Below are 18,097 nucleotides of genomic sequence, written 5' to 3' on the forward strand. Positions count from 1 at the left end.
GAGGAAGGATTCGTGAGCTTGCGCTTAGTATTAGGGCGGGCGGGAAGTGGGAAAAGTACATTCTGCCTGGAAGAAATCCGCGCGGAACTCAGGGAACAACCGCTTGGAGCTCCTCTTATCTTACTTGTGCCGGAACAAGCCACGTATCAGATGGAAGTGGCTTTAGCCAACACTCCGGATCTGGGTGGCATCATGCGCGCTCAGATCTTGAGTTTTAAGCGTTTAAGTTGGAGAATACTGTCCGAAACCGGCGGCGGACAAAAAGTACGCATCGGAGAAACTGCTAAACGCATGCTTCTGAGCCGGATTCTCCTGAGGCACAGAGAGGAATTGCGAACCTTTGCCCGGTCCGCAACTCGCCCTGGTATGGCGGAAAGCTTGGCCCGGACGATTTCCGAGTTTAAAGCTTACCGCATTTCTCCCCGTGATTTAGAGGAATTGTCTGTAGCAGATCAAACCTTGGCAGATAAACTTGGGGATCTGGCTTTTCTGTACGCAGAATTTGAACAGGTCTTGGCCAATGTGCGCGACCCTGATGATGACTTGTCCCTGGCAGCTGACAAGCTCCCGGCAGCTTTATCTTTGCATGGAGCAAAGATTTGGATTGATGGCTTCAAAGGGTTTACTCCGCAAGAACTTAAGATTGTGGAAGAACTGCTGGGTTTAGCCGCAGATGTGACAGTAACCATTCCGCTCGATCCTGCACTCACGGAAGGAGATGTGGGTGAAGGGGTTTTTTACGGCCCTTGGCAGACTTACCAGGAACTTAGGCGCTTAGCTTCTACTTCTACTTCTACTTCTACTTCTGCTTCTGCTCCATCTCCAGCTCCCGCCTTGTTGCCGCCGGTGTTATTAACCGAAGGCCATAGATTCAAGCAAGAGGAGATATTTTCCTATTTGGAGCGGTTTTTCTTCGTGTATCCGAGTCAGCCTCACCGGGCTGAGGGTGAACAGGCAATCCCTGTGCACATCGCGGCCGCCCCCAACCCCCGTGCTGAAGTGGAGGGGATCGCGCGGGAGATGCGCAAATTAGCCCGAGTTCAAGGGTTGCGCTGGCAAGAGATGGCTATACTTAGCCGCGATTTGTCTGAGTATGTCGAACTGATCGCTCAAGTTTTTAGACTTTATGAAATTCCTCACTTTCTCGATTATAAACGTCCGGTTATCCATCATCCTTTAATTGAGCTTTTGCTCTCCGCTCTGGAAGCGGCGGCATCTAATTGGGCTTATGAGCCCTTGTTCCGCTGCTTGAAGACAGATTTTTTTCCACTTGAGCGCGATCAAGTGGACCGTTTGGAAAATTATTGCCTAAGTGCGGGGATCGACGGGCGGGCTTGGCCTGCGGACAAAGACTGGCAAGTGAGCCCCCGGCGCGAGTTTAAAGAAGGGATGACCCAACTTAAAGAAGAGGAAAAAGCACTAAATGCGAGCCGCAGGCTGGTTTATGCTATTTTGGAACCGTTTGTCGCGGCAGTAGCCCCCCGCCCAGATGGCAAACTGGCGAAGGTCAGGGAAGTAACAGAAGCGCTCTATTTTTTACTTGAAAAACTCGGGGTTCCTGAACATTTAAAGAGCTGGACTGAACAGGCAACAGCGGAGGGAGACTTGGCCGGGGCGGGCCTGCAGGAACAAATCTGGCAGGCGGTTGTGGACTTGCTGGATGAGATGACAGCAGGTCTGGGGGATGAAGAGCTTGCTTTGGAAGAGTATGCCTTTGTGCTTTCTTCCGGGCTTGAAAGCCTGCATCTGGGGTTGATTCCCCCAGGCCTTGATCAGGTCTTGATCGGATCTCTCGACCGTTCGCGTAATCCGGAAGTAAGAGTGCTTTTTATTTTAGGTGCGAGTGAAGGGGTACTGCCTGCCCGGGGGCAGTTTAATGGTCTTTTGAACGCCGAGGACAGGGACAAACTGGGGGAGAATGGTCTGGCTCTGTCACCCGGATCCCAAATTCATGAGGAGCAGTATTTTATTTATACCGCTTTGACGCGGGCGCGGGAGTTTCTTTATCTAACTTACCCTCTAACAGATGAGGAAGGGAAAGGGCTTGCTCCATCTCCGGTTATTGCCCGCCTAAAATCACTCTTGCCTGGTATAAAGGAGGAGATATGGGGGCAGGAAGACGGTCTTGAGGTGGTAAGCCATCCGCTTCCTCTCCTCCCTCTATATGCCCTGCAACTGCGCAAGCTGCGCAGCGGGGAAGGCCTAACTCCGTTGTGGCGGGCAGCAGAAAAATGGTTAACCCAGAGTCCTGGAACGGCCGGACAGGCTAAGCTTCTGCTTACAGGGGCAGCTGCCACCAACCGGGAAGAGAAGCTGTCGCGTCCCTTGGCCCGCCGTCTCTACGGCCGTCGGCTTTTAGCCAGCGTTTCCCGCTTGGAGAGATTTGCCCAATGTCCGTTTTCTCATTATGCCGATTATGCACTGCGTTTACGCGAACGCGAAGTTTTTCAACTCTCGCGTCCGGATATGGGTAAATTTTTTCATGGCTTGTTGTATAAGTTCGCGGAGAAGGTACGCCTGCAACAGTTGGATTGGGCGGCACTCACGAAGGAACAGTCGCAGGCTTTACTCGCAGAACTGACTCCGGTGGTTGCTGCTGAGCTTCCTCATAACATACTCTCCAGCAGTGCGCGCTATCGCTATCTTACGCATAAGCTGCAGCGGACAGTATTGCACGCAGTAAGGGTTCTCTCTGAGCATGCGCGCTCCGGGGTGTTTGTTCCGATTGAGCTGGAGGTGCGGTTTGGCCCCGGGTCTACCTTGCCTGGAGTTGATTTGCCTTTGGCAGACGGAGACAGCCTTGTATTGCAGGGGCAGATTGACCGTATTGATGCGGCAGTCTTAGAAGGACAAGTTTATATGCGCATTATCGATTACAAGTCGAGGGAATCGACATTTTCTTTAAGTGATGTTTATTATGGCCTTGATCTGCAGCTTTTGGCTTACCTGGATGTAGCACTTCAGGGGAGTGAGCTTTTCCTGCCGGGAATGGCGGGTGTAGAAGACGGGGAGGCTGTGCCAGCCGGGTTTATCTATTTTCCAGTGCTTGAGCCTCGCTTGCATGAGTTACGTCCGCTTGGCGAGAGTCAATTAGAGGAGAAGCGGTTGAAGTCTGTTAAAGTTGCCGGGTATTTTTTGGCTAATCCTTCAGTTTTACAAGCGATGGACAAGGCTTTGGCAGACGGGAAATCAGATTTACTCGGCCTTAAGCTCAACAATGACGGCAGTTTCCGTAAAAACAGCAAGGTCTTGTCTTTAGAAGAGTTCCAAGCTTTGCGCGTTCATCTTTACCGCATCTTAAAGCAGTATGGAGAGCAGATCTTAGAAGGGGATATTGCTCTTGCTCCTTACCGTCAAGGAAAAAGAAACGGGTGTCAATACTGTTCTTACAAACCTGTTTGCCATTTTGACCCGTTCCTGCCTGAGAACAGGTACCGGGTATTGCCGCCTCTAGCGACCGAAGATGTTATGCATTCCATGATGGAGATTAGTAAGGCGCAGGCGGAAGGAGGAGAACCAGAGAATGGGTAAGACAGAGTGGACCAAAGAACAGCTGGCGGCGATAACTTTACGGGGGAATTTGCTGGTGGCGGCGGCTGCCGGTTCAGGAAAAACCGCGGTCTTGGTTGAACGCGTGCTCAGAAGGATCATGGATGCTGCAGATCCCCTTGAGCTTGACCGCCTGTTAGTTGTGACTTTTACCAAAGCGGCGGCGGCAGAGATGCGTGAGCGGGTTGGGAAGGCGTTGGAGGATGCGCTCTGGCTGGAACATGACAAGGTACGGGCTGAGCGTCTTCTACGTCAGCTTCATCTGCTTGCGCGCGCAAATATTACGACTTTGCACTCTTTCTGTCTCGAACTGGCGCGCCAGCATTTTTACCGGCTTGAACTTGACCCCGCTTTCCGCATTGCTGATGAAGCTGAAGTTGAGCTTTTACGTCAGGATGTAATTGAAGATATGTTTGACTCCTTGTATGAGCAGGGAGAACCGAGCTTTCACCGCCTTGTGGAAGCTTTTGGCTCGGACCGGGATGACCGTCCGCTCATGGAGCAAGTTCTTAAGTTATATATTTTTGCTTTTAGCCATGCCCGTCCGCAAGCATGGCTACAGGGTCTTGCCGCCGCTTATCGCTGGCATGAGGCAGAGGAGCTTGCCCAGAGCCCTTGGGGTAAAGCTGTACGCCAGGGGTTGGCAGACCGGGTAAGTGCTGTGTGTGATTTGCTCGCACGCGCTGCCGCGATTGCGCACAAACCTGCCGGGCCTGTGCAATACCTGACGGTACTGGAAGATGAACTTAGAAGTTTGTATGTGCTGGCGCGGGAGCTTACTTCTGGGAACTGGAGCGTAGTCGAGGAGGCGGTTGCAAGCGTGGAATTCGGTCGCTTGCCTGCCGCCCGCGGCAAAGGAAGCAAGCAAGGTAAGGAAGAGAGCGCTCCCTTAAGCCCGGATGATCCGGTGCGGCTGCGCGAACAGGCGCGTAAATTAAGGGATGAAGGTAAAGGGATCTTTAATAAGTTGAAAGAGGAGTTATTTGCCTGGCCGTTGGCGGAGCAAATCCCTGCTTTACGCCGGACGGGAGATTTAGTTGAGGATTTAGCCAAGCTCGTACTGAACTTTGCCGGAGAATATTCGCGACTTAAGAAGAGGAGAAACCTTGTTGACTTTAACGATTTAGAGCATATGGCTTTAAGTCTGTTGGAACAAGATAATGAAGCCGGTCCCCTGGCCTTAAGCCTGCAGGAACGTTTTGGCGAGGTTCTGGTCGATGAATATCAGGACATTAATCCCGTACAGGAACGCATCCTGCAGCTTGTCTCCGGCTTTCCCGAAGGTTCTTGTTTTATGGTGGGGGATGTGAAACAGAGTATCTACCGTTTTCGCATGGCCGACCCCGGCTTGTTCTTGGAAAAATACATGCTGTGGCCTCATTGGCAAAGTAAAACAGCGAGGGAGAGTGCGAGCGCCTCGAAAATAGGGGGCGCGAGTGCAGGCGAGGAATTGCCGGAACGCTCGAACCTTGTGATTGATTTGGCCCGCAATTTCCGCAGCCGCCTGGAGGTGGTGGAAGGAGTGAACTTTCTCTTTCGCCAGTTCATGACTGCAGGCTCAGCCGAGATTGCTTATGATGATAAGGCGGCCTTGCAGTACGGAGCATCCTATGTTAGCAGCAGGGAAGGTCTGCTTACAGCTGAGGGTCCGGTGGAAGTGCATCTGTTCGATCCCAAGGAAGTAACGCTTACTGTAAGTGAAGGAGAGTCTGAGGGTGGGGTGTCCGGGACTGGAAATGAAGGAATTGGGTCGATTGAAGCTGCCGCGGCTCAGTTCACCGGGGATGAGATCACCGGTGAGGTGCTCGTAGGAAATGAGGCAGCCCGAGATGAACTGGAAGAAGGAACCCGCGAGGAGCTTGAAGCCGCGCGCCACGAAGCCCGTTTTGTGGGGCTGCGTATTAAGAAGATGGTGGAGGACGGAGAATTCCAGGTTTTTGATAAAAAAGTTAGCACTTTTCGACCGGTGCGCTATGCAGATATTGTGATCCTCATGCGTTCGTATTCGGCGCTGGCTCCTCTCTATGCCGAAGAACTGCAAAATATGCAGGTTCCGGTCTTTGCTGATACTAAGAGCGGGTATTTTGGTTTTAGCGAAGTGGAGACGATTATTTCCCTGCTTAAGGTGATTGATAATCCGCGCCAGGATATTCCGCTGGCAGCGGTTTTGCGTTCCCCGTTGGTTGGGCTTAACGGGGCCGAGCTGGGCAAGCTGCGCCTAGTCCTGCCGCAGGGGGAATTTTATGATGCCCTAGCTCTGGCAGTGGGGGCACCGGCACAAGCAAGTATGACGGAGGTATCTGGCAAAGATCAGGATACCACCGGCGATAGTGGGAAAGATGCTGCCGCAGCCTTGTCTTCTGACTTAAGCGCAAAGCTTACTTCTTTCTGGCAGAACTTGCAAAAGTGGCGGACTTTCGCCCGCCGTCATTCTTTAGCTGAACTTCTGTCCCTGCTCTATGAAGAGACCGGGTATCTGGCGTATGTCGGCACACTCCCGGGCGGCCCCCAACGCCAGGCCAACCTGCGTGTTCTCTATGACCGTGCCTGTCGTTTTGAGGGGACACATTACCGCGGGCTCTTTCGGTTTCTCAGGTTTCTGGAGAAGTTCCGGGAACAGGGGAAAGATATGGGCAGTGCCCGCGTGCTTGGGGAAAACGAGGACGTGGTGCGCCTGCTGACAGTCCACGCCAGCAAGGGGTTGGAATTTCCGGTGGTGTTTGTGGTCGGACTGGGAAGTGCGTTTAATAAGCGATCTTTAAGCGGCAGGCTCTTGATGCACTCTGAACTCGGTGTAGGCGCACCGGTTATTGATGTGGACAATAATGTCGAGTACCCTTCAATTATCCAGCAGGGGATTAAGCAGGCCTTGGCGCAAGAGGGTGTGGCCGAAGAGATGCGCATTCTTTACGTTGCCTTGACCAGGGCTAAGGAAAAACTTCTTTTATACGGAAGTTTAAAAAAACTGAGTGAGAAAATGGAGAAATGGCAAGAACTCGCTTCCAACACAGAGGAAAGTTTTGCGGATGCTCAGCTCCGTAGCGCACGCTGTTTTCTTGATTGGATTGGTCCGGCACTGGCTCGGCAGAATCAAACTCCGTTTCCCCATAACTCGCACTGGAAAATTAATGTTAACGGTAGTCCGGCTTATCTTGAGGGGGGGTGGGACGGAATTGAGGGAGTGCAAAGTAACGAAGAAAGCCTAGGTAAGGGTGCGAAGCAAGGTGCTGATGAAGGTATACGGATGAGCACAAGAGATGATGTAGAGTTAGGCTTAGATGAAGATATAGTATTAGATATAGATAAATCCGAGGGGCAGGATGTGGAAGAAAATGAAGAGCAAGAAGATTGGGTAAGGGAAATCGAAAGCAGGCTCAACTGGGAATATCCCTTCACGGCTGAAGTTCGGCAGATTGGCAAGACTAGTGTGAGTGAACTTAAGCGCCGCCTGCGCTGGTACGGTGATGAGGAAACAGCATCAACCCCATGGGCAGACGGGTGGGCAAAGTCCGAAGGTTTTACGGCGGTGAGGCCGCATTTCCTCCAGCCAGGTACGAGAGAACTGAGCGCGGCGGAAAAAGGTACAGCCCTGCACATTGTGATGCAACAGCTTCCGTTGAAGGAACTTAAGTGGTCATGGGCCGCTTGGTCATTCGCCGAGCGGGAGCAATGGCTCACCCACTTTCTCGCTTTGTTGGAACAACGTGAAGTTCTTACTCCGGAACAGAGAGCGGCTGTACCTGGGGCACGCCTTCTGGCTATGCTGCAATCCCCTGTGGGGGCACGTCTCTTGAGTGAAGATAAAGTATTACGGGAGGTTCCTTTTACTTTAAGCCTTAAATTGCCTGGTCTTGAGCAGCCCGTGCTGGTACAGGGGGTAATTGATACTCTTCTACTCAGCCAAAACGGGGTGGAAGTGCTTGATTATAAAACAGATAAGATTAACCCGGAGCGCGAGGACCCGCAGACAACTCTGCTTAAGCGCTATTCCCTGCAATTAGGGATTTATGCTGTAGCCGCGGAAACTCTGCTGAAGCAGAAAGTTACACAGTGTACGATTTATGCCCTGGCCCCAGGCCTGGAGCTCAAGCTGAAGCCGGAAGAGCTGATGGGGCAACTAGAGGATTTGGGGATTCTGCTGAACGCGCATAAGGGATTCTTGAGGCACTAGCTAGGAGGGAAGCATTCACATGAAAGTTGTAATTACCGGCGCAAATGGGCAACTCGGTCGGGATGTGGCCCGGGTTTTCGCGGCTGAGGATGCTGAAGTTTTGGCCTGGGGCCGGGAAGACTTAGATATTGCTGATGCAGCCGGAGCCCGGAAGAAGATAATAGAGATTAAGCCAGAACTTATTATCCACGCAGCTGCGTACACTCAGGTAGATGCCTGTGAGAGCCAAGAGGATTTAGCTTATACCCAGAATGCTCTCGGGGCGCGTAATATAGCAGCGGCAGCCCTCGCCAGCGGGGCTGCCATGGTATATGTAAGTACAGACTATGTATTTGACGGCAAAAGTACCAAGATGTACCGTGAAGACGATTCCCCCATACCGCTTAATGTCTATGGCCGCACGAAACTGGCGGGGGAGAAGATGATACGGGAAATCCTGCCCAGGCATTATATTTGCCGGACTTCGTGGCTCTATGGTGAGCATGGGTCTAACTTTGTCCGCACGATCCTGCGCTTAGCTTCAGAGCATGAAGTCCTGAAGGTGGTGTCAGATCAGATAGGCACCCCCACCTGGACCGAAGACTTGGCCCGTCAGCTTTATCTTTTGGTGCAAAGCGGGCTTTATGGAACTTATCATGTGTCAGGCCGAGGGGAGTGCACCTGGCATGAATTTGCCCGTGATATTATTAAATTAGCGGGATTGCAGGCGGAAGTTCTGCCCCAGAGTACGGCTGAAGCAGGACGACCGGCACCGCGTCCCGGCTATTCGGTCCTGGACAATTACCGCTTGCGCTTAAGCGGTCTGGATATTATGCCGCCGTGGCAGGAAAGTCTGCGCCGGTTTATGACAATGAGTAAAAGGTGGTAAGCCTATGAAATTGGAACTGATTGCCACTGCTGCTTTTGGCTTGGAAGCAGTGGTTGCCCGCGAATTAAAATCTTTAGGTTATGACCAGGTGACAGTGGAGAACGGCAAGGTCAATTTCTCCGGCAATGAAGCGGCAATCTGCCGCACAAATATCTGGCTGCGCAGTGCTGACAGGGTGCTGCTCAAGCTAGGCAGCTTTGAGGCCCGAACCTTTGAAGAGTTGTTCCAACAGACAAAAGCCCTGCCGTGGGAGGAGTGGCTTCCGCCTGATGCCCTTTTTCCGGTTAAGGGCAAATCAGTGAAATCTAAGCTTTTTAGTGTGTCTGACTGCCAGGCTATTGTTAAAAAGGCCATTGTGGAACGATTGAAAGAAACATATGGGTTTAACTGGTTTCCGGAAAGCGGAGCGCAGTACCAGATCGAAGTGGCTCTCTTAAAAGATGTTGTTACTCTTACCATTGATACTTCCGGGCCCGGTCTGCATAAACGCGGGTATCGCGAACTGGCTGGCCCTGCTCCGTTAAAAGAAACTCTGGCGGCAGCTATGGTCGCTTTGAGCGGTTGGAGACCGGAGTATGCTTTATTAGACCCTTTTTGCGGCACGGGCACAATTTTGATTGAAGCGGCGCTCCTGGCACAAAACCGCGCTCCTGGTTTGCAGCGGACTTTTATTGCCGAGCAGTGGACGAATATTAAACCAAAGATTTGGGAACAGGCGCGGGAGGAAGCGCGCGACCTTTGGCAGAGATCGATTCCTGTGCACATCTACGGTTCTGACATTGACCCCAAATCCTTGGAATTGGCCCGCATCCATACCAAGGAAGCAGGGCTTGAGGGGACAATCCATTATCAAAAATTGCCGGTGGCTGAAGCGCGCTCCCGTTTCCAGTACGGCCACTTGATCACTAATCCTCCTTATGGCGAGCGCCTTAGTGAACAGGAGGAAGTGGAGCAGGTCTATCAAGAATTGGGAGAGGTTTTTCAGCGCCTTGAGAACTGGTCTCTGCACATGCTTACAACCCATCCCCATCCGGAGCGCCTAATCGGACGGCGCTGGGATAAAAGCAGAAAACTCTATAACGGCAGGCTTGAGTGCCATTATTACCAGTTTTTCGGGCCACGACCACCCAGGAAGCTCGAAGGTCGGAGTGATTACAGGAGTTGAGGTTGGAGTTTATTCGGACGTGACACCAGATTCGTAAAAAAATGAAACTTCTTGATCCTAGTAACCTCCGTGAATCCAAGTACATAGAGTATATCAGGAAAATCAACCAATTAATGGAAAAACACGGAGGGATGACAGATGGCATTCGGTGGAGCAGTTGACGGTTGTGGGCCAAATTTCCTGCCTGGGATTGCAGTAGTTGTAGTTATTATCCTCTTGCTCATCGCCATGGGAATCGTGTTCTAGTTCTGCAGGCTGTAAGCGTGTGATAGGTTTATGAATGGGAATTCGGAAGGAGGATTATGATGTACGGTTATGGTGGGTACGGTGCTTTCGGCGGTTATGTCGGTGTCGGCATTATCGCGATCGCTATTTTAATCCTGATTGCCCTTGGTGTAATCTTCTAAGCTAGAAATCACAGATTCTAACAGAGGCGTCCCCGGCGGGGGCGCTTCTGTGTTATCGTACACTAATTTGATTGCTCGCTCTTCCCTGATATTGACACAGGGTACAATCAGAGTTAAATTTAACTGAACTGAACATAAGTTCATGTTAGTAGGGCTGGTTTTCAGATATTTGAAAGGATGAGGGGTTCAAGAGGATGGCCGAAGAGGGTATCTTAGAAAGGCGCATTTTAGAGGCAGCAAAATCAGAGTTGCGGGAAAAAGGGTTTTGCGGCTCGTCAATGCGCTCAGTGGCTGCGCGGGCAGGGATCGCTGTGGGTACGATTTATAATTATGTTAATAACAAAGATGAGCTTTTGCGCCAGATTTTGCTGCAAAGTTGGTCGGAATTAGAAAAAGGGATGTCAAATTTGCCGACAGAGGAATTGCCCTTGCGCGCGAAACTTGCGCAAGTCGGTTTGCTCCAATTGGATTTTATGAGCTATCACCGGGAAATCTGGTGGGAGATTTTTAGTGCCAGGGATAACTCTGCCTTGGATAATGCGGGTAGGAGTTTGCGCCGCCAGACCTATGAGCGTTATTTGGAACTTCTTGAGCAAATCATCCACAAAGCGCGAGAGACGGGCGAAATCCAACAGGAGTTTGAGACGCTTACAGACAAGGATCTGGCAAACGCAATGATTATGCTGATAAATTCGCTCAAGCCGTTCTGGCATAATAGCGGGCGAAGGCCCATCCCGCAACGCCAAGAAGGTGCGGGGCACTCAACTCAGACCAGAGTTAAGGCACTGCAGGAAATACTAGATGTATTTTTGTATGGGTTATGCGGTAATTGTACGAGAGACTAAATCCATAGTGAAATTTTGTTGCTGGGGGGATTATCATGTCATATTTGCTTAAACCATTACAAGCAGAACAGCTGGCTTTCGCCAACCGCCTGGTGATGCCACCGATGGCTACTTCCAAGGCTGAACCTAATGGGAGGGTGAGCCAGGCATTACTGGAGTACTATGCGGAAAAATCTGCAGGAGGGTATATCTCTCTCATTATCATTGAACATAGCTATATTAAAGCAGATGGAAAGGCCAGCGACCAGCAGCTTTCCGTAGCTGATGACGGTATGATCGAGGGCTTGCGTCAGTTGGCAGATGTTATTCACCGCAATGGCCCGAAGACCATGATGCAAATTAATCATGCAGGGAGTGCAACATCTGAGGAGATTATCGGGATTACCCCAATTGCCCCTTCCCCTGTACCACACCCCCGCCGCAAACATATGCCCCGTGAACTTAAACGCCGGGAAATTGCCGATGTTATTGAAGCTTTTGCCAAGGCTGCCCGCCGCACCAAAGAGGCGGGTTTTGATGGAGTGGAAATTCATGCTGCCCATGGCTATCTCCTTAATCAGTTTTTTTCTCCTTTGACTAATAAACGTACGGATGAATACGGGGGGGATATCCACAACCGCATCCGCCTGCACCTTGAGGTTATAGAGGCCGTGCGTTCAACTGTAGGTGAGGAATTCCCAATCCTCTTGCGCTTAGGTGCTTCTGATTTTAGAGCGGGTGGAGTTACAATCGAAGATAGTCAAATTGCCGCTCAAGAATTTGCCAGAGCCGGAGTGAATATTCTTGATATCTCCGGCGGTTTTTCAGGTTACATTGTCCCAGGCCTAACTGAACAGGGCTTTTTTGCTCCGCTGTCGGAGGCTATTAAAGAGGTCGTGTCGATCCCGGTGATTCTGACCGGTGGGATAACCGAGGTAGAAGCTGTTGAGCGTTTACTGGCGGATGGGAAAGCAGACCTAATCGGGGTAGGGAGAGCGATCCTGAATGATTCCAAGTGGGCAGAGCAGGCAATCAGAAGCTCACAATAAATGCGATAGGCTTTCAAGTCCAACACTGCGTTGATCTTGGCCGTTGGCCCATGTGTGCAGAGTGAGGCCTGCAACTCCTAAGAGCCGTTGCAGGTAAGCGGGCGAACTTGGGCAATTTCCGTGGTACTCCTGGCACAGTTGGGTGTCTATAACTTTATTATAGCACGCGCAGCCAGCGGTATGGGTGTCTGGGCCCTAAGTCCTGCCCCTAAGTCCTGCCCTCCTCTATTTTGCTTGGGACTATTTGTTAGGACTTTTAGATGCGCAATTCGCGACTAAGGCCTGATGTTTGCCAGCCAACTTCTTAAGTATAATAAAACCAGAAAACACGGAGCGGAAAAATAAAAGGGGGCCGATAAATATGATGGCTAAATTAAGAGAATTGTTTACGGATGAAGCAGGACAGGGAATGACTGAATATGGGTTGATTATCGCTTTGATCGCGGTCGTGGTAGTCGGAATTTTGGGAACGATCGGAACGAGCCTTGTGACCAAGTTCACCGCGGTCAACGACAAACTCCAATAAGCGAATAAACAAGTTTGTTTGTCTGAGCAAACCCTACTGCCTGCAGTAGGGTTGTTTACTAAAGGATGCTTATCATAGAGTGCTAATTATAGAGATGCCCACTAATAAGATGCTTGTAAAAGGGGTGCCACTGATGGGCTTAAGTGAATTGACTCTCACTTTGACCATAGGGTTAGTGTCCTGGAGTGACTGGCGTGAGCGCAAAATTTATAACCGCCTGCTCCTGCCCGCATTTATGCTGGCCCTAGTGTTTAATACCTGGGACCGTGGTTTAAGCGGGCTGTCCGCCACGTTAATGGGTGCGGGGGTAGGAATGGCCCTCCTTATCATTCCCTTTGTTATGGGCGGGATGGGGGCAGGAGATGTTAAATTCCTGGCCGTGATCGGAGCATTCGGCGGAGTGGACTTTGTCTTACAAGCTTTTCTTTATGGAGCAATCATTGGTGGGCTTATTGCAGCGGTACTACTGGCTCGCCGCCAGGCCTTAAGGGCCACTCTGATCAAGTTTTTTCTAACGATGCCGTTTTGGGGAAAACCCCGGTATTTACACGAAAGTATGAGCAGTGCCGCGCAGGAAAAATTTCCTTACGGTATTGTGTTGGCTTTAGGAACACTAATTGTTATGTTCCTGCCCTAGGAGGAGATTCGGATGGTTATAAAGCGCCTTAAACATGAAAACGGTCAGGCCGCGCTGGAATTAGCTTTAGTAATCCCGCTCTTGCTCCTGCTTATATTTGCAGTTACGGAAATGGGCAGGGTGGGGTATGCCTATATAACCGTGAACAATGCCGCCCGTGCCGGAGCAAGGGTAGCCAGCGTGGGTGGGAATGATCAGGATATCCTGACTAGCATCGACAATTCTGCTTCCTTTCTTGACTTAAGTGCCCTTAATGTGCAAATATCCCCCGGAGAGAGCGTGCGCCAGTCCGGTCAGGATGTCACAGTGGAGGTAGAGTACCCGGTTCAGTTGATTATTCCGGTTATTCAGGGCGTTATCCCTAATCCGGTGGTGGTTGGTGCCCGCTTAAGTATGCGTCTCGAATAAATTCTGCGGGAGAAAGTCCGGAGGTAGGAACATGCTACTCCAAAAAAAATTAACAAAGAGCTGTGAACAAGGGAATGTGGCGATCCTGGTTACCCTGGCGTTAACAGCTTTAATCGGGATGGGAGCCTTGGTCACTGATGTAGGCGTGCTCTATGCCAGGCATGCTCACTTGCAGAACGCTCTCGATGCAGCTGCCCTCGCCGGCGTGCAGGAGCTTCCGGCGGACAGAGCCCAAGCAGAGCAGGTGGCTAGAGCATACGCTTCCGAGAACGAAGTGAACGGAATTACGGTAGAGTTTCCCGTCGGAAATTCCGAAATTGTGGTTCAGGCTCAGGAGAGGGTTCCGGCATATCTTGCTACAATCTGGGGAATTTCCGAGAGTACGATCGGGGCAACGTCAAGGGCAACGATCGTGCCTCCGCACTCCCTTACAGGTGCGGTGCCGCTTAGCGTGGAGGAACAGCAGTTTGTATATGGAGAAGAGTATACACTTAAATCCGGTGCTAACGGAGGTAGTGAGGATGATGACGATTTTACACGCGGCGGGTGGTTCGGAGCCCTGGAACTCAGTGGTAATGGAGCCAAGGATTACGAGACCGATCTTGCGCATGGGTTCGAAGGGAGTTTAAACATCGGGCAGATCCTGGAAATCAAGCACGGAGATATGAGCGGACCGACTTTTAGAGGAATCACTGAACGCCTAGATCAAGATACCAGAGTCCCACGCAACACTTTTGCTGATTTCGAACGGGACGCCCCGGAGATCATCTATATTCCGATAGTGAATGTTTTGTCGCACAATGGGAATTCAATTCATGAAGTTAAAATTGTCGGCTTTGCGGCTTTTTTCCTTGAGGGCGTAGATGGTAATGGGGTTGATTCGATTGTCCGAGGGCGTTTTCTGCGCACCATCGTCGCACGCGGGCAGGCCGGGGGCAGCCTCGCAGACTTGTTGAAGAGCGAGCAAGAGATGGAAGCAGGGAGTTCTCTTTCAGACTTTGGGTTATATGCACCAAAACTGCTGCCAAATTAAATCCGAAGTTAAGGTGTTTAATTAAAACCACAAAAATAACAAAATATTACAGAAATGTTGTTGGAGTGAAGAAAATGGTACGCAAAGGATTTGTGTTACTGGCTTTAATATTTGCCTTGATTGCTGCCGCCTCAGCCTTTTTATATCTGAATGGGCTGAATAAGAAGAACGCCCTTGAGCTCAGAGCCTTGGTTGTGGCCAAATCCGATATAGCTGCCCGTTCAGTATTAATAGCAGAGCAATTAACTCTGAAGGAAGTTCCAGTTAAAGGGTATCCCCAGGGCGGAGTCAGTTCTGTGCAGGGCTTGGTGGGCTCAGTTCCCTTGGTTAACTTGAAGCCTGGTGATCCTATTCTCTCTTCCATGGTAGAACACAGTAATACCGGTGGGGGGCAGGCCAAGAACACGAGTACAGGAGGTTCAACTGCGCTCACTGTTCCGGAGGGAAAGCGGGCCGTGGCAGTTCCCATCGGCTTGGTCAGCGGAGTTGGATATGCGGTTAAACCGGGGGATCATGTCGATGTGCTGGTTACGCTTGATCTTAAAGACCCTGCCGGGACCAGGACCATAACCTCCCTGGCAGCTCAGGATATCCTGGTTTTAAGTGTGGGTGAGAGCATCAGTGGAGATAAGAGTAAGCCAGATGCCAAATCTTACACCTTGGCTTTGTCCGTGCCGCAAGCGATGGCTGTCACGCTTGGGAGCGAAAAAGGGAGCCTGCGCCTACTGCTGCGCAACCCTGCCAATTCTGAACAGCTTACTGACAGCCCGATTGATCAGTCTGTTTTTCTGAGTCCGGATTATCATAACATCTATAAATAAGGAGTGATGGTGAATGAAAAAGATCAGCGTTTTAATCGTGGATGACATTAGTGAGACGCGGGAAAGCATTCGCCGTCTGCTTCAGTTCGAATCTGACATTAAAGTAATTGGGGAAGCAGGTTCCGGATCCGAAGCGATCCGTTTGGCGGAAGAGCTTCATCCTGACATTGTGCTTATGGATATAAATATGCCGGAAATGGATGGGATCCGGGCCACTGAACTTCTAACCTTGCGGGTACCGGCGAGCGCAGTGATTATTATGTCGGTACAGGGGGAACAGGCTTATCTTAGGCGGGCGATGATGGCGGGGGCACGTGAGTATATTATCAAACCTTTTACCAGTGATGAACTGGCGGGCGCGATTGCCAAAGTGCATGAGATAGAAGAGCGTAAGCGCCAGGCTCTGGGGGCACCTGCCCAGGCTGCGGCACCGGTCAGTCAGCCGCGCTCCGGGCGTGTGCTTTCCTTTTTCAGTACGAAGGGCGGGGTAGGGAAAACTACACTTGCAGTCAATTTGGCTGTATCCTTAGCCGCAACAGGAAAATGGAGAGTGTTGCTCGTTGACCTGAACCTGCAGTTTGGGGATGTGGCAGTTTTTCTTAACCTGACTCCGAAACGGACAATTGCTGATATAACTCAAGCTTCTTCCTTGAACTATGCAGAGATTCAGTCCTGCCTGCTGACGCATTCCTCCGGTCTGCAGGTACTGGCAGCCCCAACTCGCCCGGAATATGCGGAACTGGTCACTGCTGAGCATATTGACAAGATTCTTACTGAAGTTAAACCCCATTTTGACTTTATAATCTGTGATAATATTAGCCGTTTTGAGGACATCAGCCTTGTTAGCTTCGATGCTGCCGAACAAATCTGGCTGGTGGTGTCTACAGATATCCCCACTCTAAAAAATACTAAGCTTAGCCTGGAAGTTCTGGACGGACTGCACCATTCGGATAAAGTACGCCTAATTCTGAACCGCTCTGGCAAAGAAATGGGACTGGATATGCAAGATGTAGAAAAATCCCTTAATTTCCGGGTCAGTTATGAAATACCCAGCGATGGCAGGAATTTGGTAACGGCTGTGAATCAGGGGGTACCGTTTGTAAGCGGTCATCCCGGTTCAAAGGCGGCAGAGGGGATACGGAAAATGGTTGAGGACTTAACTCTGCCTCAGCCCGCACAGGATATAACCAAATTTTCTCCGCAACAGCCGAGCTTGTGGCATTATTTCCGCGGGATTGGCAAAGTATTTGGCTTTTAAGGAGGAATAAAGGATGTCATTGCTGAAGCGCCTGGAAAAAGGCAAACATCCGGAAGAAAGTGCTCCGGAAGCAAGAAGTCCACGCCCGGAGGCCCGGAGTGTCCGGTCAGCTTCGGCCAGCGATCCTTGGCGTGAGTTTAAAAGCACAGTTCACCACGAAGTGATTAAAGCCTTGGAAAGTGCGCAATTGCCGAGTCTTACCGAAGAAAATTTACGCCTAGTTATCGAGGAAACACTGGACGGGGAAGCTGAGAGCAAGGGATTAACCATTCCCAGGCATGACAGGCAGCGCCTGGTTCAGGATCTAATTGATGAGATTCTTGGCTTTGGCCCCATTACGCCGCTCATAAACGATCAGAGTGTAAACGAAATTATGGTTAACGGTCCGCGGCAGGTCTATGTTGAGCGTCAGGGGAAACTCGAGAAAACGGACGTTTCCTTTTACGATGATGCTCATGTTTTGCATATCATTGAGAAAATAGTTGCTCCTCTGGGCAGGAGAATTGACGAGAGCCAGCCAATGGTTGATGCCCGTCTCCCAGACGGTTCACGCGTCAATGCTATTATTCCGCCGCTCGCCTTAAATGGTCCCACTCTAACGATCCGTAAATTCGCCAAGGATCCGTTCAAGGTTGATGACCTTATCCATTTCGGCACCTTGACCCGGGAAATGGCCAGATTTTTAGAAGCCTGTGTTAAAGCGCGGCTCAATGTTATCGTCTCAGGCGGAACCGGCTCAGGCAAGACCACGACCTTAGGGGTATTGTCAGCTTTTATTCCGGAAGACGAACGGATCATCACGATAGAGGACGCCGCTGAACTGCAATTGCGCCAAACCCATGTGGTAACCCTGGAGACCAGACCGGCCAATATCGAAGGCAAAGGGACAATCACCATCCGGGATCTGGTTCGCAATACTTTGCGCATGCGCCCAGAGAGGATCATTGTGGGCGAGGTGCGGAGCGGAGAGGCCTTAGATATGCTGCAAGCTATGAATACCGGGCATGACGGCTCCTTGACAACGGGCCACGCCAATTCCCCCCGCGACATGTTAGCGCGCTTAGAGACAATGGTAATGATGGCAGGAATGGAGCTGCCGATGCGGGCGATCCGTGAACAAATTGCCAGCGCCATCGACCTTATTGTCCAGCAAAGCCGTCTCCGCGATGGGAGCAGGCGCATTACCCATATTACGGAAGTGTTAGGCATGGAAGGAGATGTAATCGTCTTACAGGATATTTTCCGTTTCGAGCAGACGGGTATCGATAACCAGGGGAAAGTCCAGGGGTATTATCGGGCAACTGGAATCCGTCCGCAGTTTAGCGACCGCCTGATTGCCGCCGGACAGGAGCTGCCGCAGGATTTATTTGCAAGTTAAAAG

13 protein-coding genes are annotated in these 18,097 nt (G+C 50.9%); all 13 read left to right on the forward strand.

Going from position 1 to position 18,097, the window contains the following annotated elements:
• The first annotated feature begins 12 nt into the window (after positions 1-12).
• The 13 genes from addB (at position 13) to ACYQ2N_RS20600 (ending at position 18,094) form a co-directional block, all read left to right on the forward strand.
• Positions 13-3,531, forward strand: coding sequence for a helicase-exonuclease AddAB subunit AddB (gene addB / locus ACYQ2N_RS20540; RefSeq protein WP_460001289.1), 3,519 nt, complete (start codon positions 13-15; stop codon positions 3,529-3,531).
• Entirely contained in the window at positions 3,524-7,720 is a 4,197-nt protein-coding gene (locus ACYQ2N_RS20545; RefSeq protein ID WP_460001290.1) for a UvrD-helicase domain-containing protein, read from the forward strand. Before addB ends, ACYQ2N_RS20545 begins: the two co-directional genes overlap by 8 nt.
• Positions 7,721-7,739: 19 nt before the next feature.
• Positions 7,740-8,588, forward strand: coding sequence for a dTDP-4-dehydrorhamnose reductase (gene rfbD, locus ACYQ2N_RS20550; RefSeq protein WP_460001291.1), 849 nt, complete (start codon positions 7,740-7,742; stop codon positions 8,586-8,588).
• A 4-nt stretch (positions 8,589-8,592) separates the two neighbouring features.
• The gene (locus tag ACYQ2N_RS20555) at positions 8,593-9,753 is read left to right on the forward strand and encodes a THUMP domain-containing class I SAM-dependent RNA methyltransferase (RefSeq protein WP_460001292.1); all 1,161 of its coding nucleotides are present in this window, start codon (positions 8,593-8,595) and stop codon (positions 9,751-9,753) included.
• A gap of 601 nt (positions 9,754-10,354) precedes the next feature.
• Positions 10,355-11,005: a TetR/AcrR family transcriptional regulator gene (locus ACYQ2N_RS20560; protein WP_460001293.1), complete on the forward strand. Its 651-nt coding sequence runs from the start codon at positions 10,355-10,357 to the stop codon at positions 11,003-11,005.
• A 35-nt stretch (positions 11,006-11,040) separates the two neighbouring features.
• Positions 11,041-12,033, forward strand: a complete 993-nt coding sequence (locus ACYQ2N_RS20565; protein WP_460001294.1) for an oxidoreductase — start codon at positions 11,041-11,043, stop codon at positions 12,031-12,033.
• Positions 12,034-12,394: 361 nt separating this feature from the next.
• Positions 12,395-12,559, forward strand: coding sequence for a Flp family type IVb pilin (locus ACYQ2N_RS20570; RefSeq protein ID WP_460001295.1), 165 nt, complete (start codon positions 12,395-12,397; stop codon positions 12,557-12,559).
• Between the two features lie 133 nt (positions 12,560-12,692).
• Positions 12,693-13,196, forward strand: coding sequence for an A24 family peptidase (locus ACYQ2N_RS20575; RefSeq protein WP_460001296.1), 504 nt, complete (start codon positions 12,693-12,695; stop codon positions 13,194-13,196).
• Between the two features lie 12 nt (positions 13,197-13,208).
• On the forward strand, positions 13,209-13,604 hold the full coding sequence (locus ACYQ2N_RS20580) for a TadE family protein (RefSeq protein WP_460001297.1): 396 nt from the start codon (positions 13,209-13,211) through the stop codon (positions 13,602-13,604).
• Positions 13,605-13,635: 31 nt separating this feature from the next.
• Positions 13,636-14,637 carry a pilus assembly protein TadG-related protein gene (locus ACYQ2N_RS20585; protein ID WP_460001298.1) on the forward strand — a complete coding sequence of 334 codons (1,002 nt, stop codon included), beginning with the start codon at positions 13,636-13,638 and terminating at the stop codon, positions 14,635-14,637.
• A 74-nt stretch (positions 14,638-14,711) separates the two neighbouring features.
• Positions 14,712-15,458 (forward strand): Flp pilus assembly protein CpaB, encoded by a 747-nt coding sequence (cpaB, locus tag ACYQ2N_RS20590; protein WP_460001299.1) that lies wholly within the window; start codon positions 14,712-14,714, stop codon positions 15,456-15,458.
• A 13-nt stretch (positions 15,459-15,471) separates the two neighbouring features.
• Positions 15,472-16,716, forward strand: a complete 1,245-nt coding sequence (locus ACYQ2N_RS20595; protein ID WP_460001300.1) for a response regulator — start codon at positions 15,472-15,474, stop codon at positions 16,714-16,716.
• Positions 16,717-16,729: 13 nt separating this feature from the next.
• Positions 16,730-18,094, forward strand: a complete 1,365-nt coding sequence (locus tag ACYQ2N_RS20600) for a TadA family conjugal transfer-associated ATPase (RefSeq protein ID WP_460001301.1) — start codon at positions 16,730-16,732, stop codon at positions 18,092-18,094.
• The last annotated feature ends 3 nt before the right edge of the window (positions 18,095-18,097 follow it).

The organism is Paradesulfitobacterium aromaticivorans (assembly GCF_054657415.1).

Excerpts from the sequence above, each read along its gene's own strand:
- ACYQ2N_RS20585 (WP_460001298.1), top strand. The coding sequence starts at position 13,636 with ATGCTACTCCAAAAAAAATTAACAAAGAGCTGTGAACAAGGGAATGTG.
- ACYQ2N_RS20575 (WP_460001296.1), top strand. The coding sequence starts at position 12,693 with ATGGGCTTAAGTGAATTGACTCTCACTTTGACCATAGGGTTAGTGTCC.
- ACYQ2N_RS20580 (WP_460001297.1), top strand. The coding sequence starts at position 13,209 with ATGGTTATAAAGCGCCTTAAACATGAAAACGGTCAGGCCGCGCTGGAA.
- ACYQ2N_RS20570 (WP_460001295.1), top strand. The coding sequence starts at position 12,395 with ATGATGGCTAAATTAAGAGAATTGTTTACGGATGAAGCAGGACAGGGA.
- ACYQ2N_RS20565 (WP_460001294.1), top strand. The coding sequence starts at position 11,041 with ATGTCATATTTGCTTAAACCATTACAAGCAGAACAGCTGGCTTTCGCC.
- ACYQ2N_RS20595 (WP_460001300.1), top strand. The coding sequence starts at position 15,472 with ATGAAAAAGATCAGCGTTTTAATCGTGGATGACATTAGTGAGACGCGG.
- ACYQ2N_RS20555 (WP_460001292.1), top strand. The coding sequence starts at position 8,593 with ATGAAATTGGAACTGATTGCCACTGCTGCTTTTGGCTTGGAAGCAGTG.
- ACYQ2N_RS20545 (WP_460001290.1), top strand. The coding sequence starts at position 3,524 with ATGGGTAAGACAGAGTGGACCAAAGAACAGCTGGCGGCGATAACTTTA.
- rfbD (WP_460001291.1), top strand. The coding sequence starts at position 7,740 with ATGAAAGTTGTAATTACCGGCGCAAATGGGCAACTCGGTCGGGATGTG.
- cpaB (WP_460001299.1), top strand. The coding sequence starts at position 14,712 with ATGGTACGCAAAGGATTTGTGTTACTGGCTTTAATATTTGCCTTGATT.
- ACYQ2N_RS20560 (WP_460001293.1), top strand. The coding sequence starts at position 10,355 with ATGGCCGAAGAGGGTATCTTAGAAAGGCGCATTTTAGAGGCAGCAAAA.
- ACYQ2N_RS20600 (WP_460001301.1), top strand. The coding sequence starts at position 16,730 with ATGTCATTGCTGAAGCGCCTGGAAAAAGGCAAACATCCGGAAGAAAGT.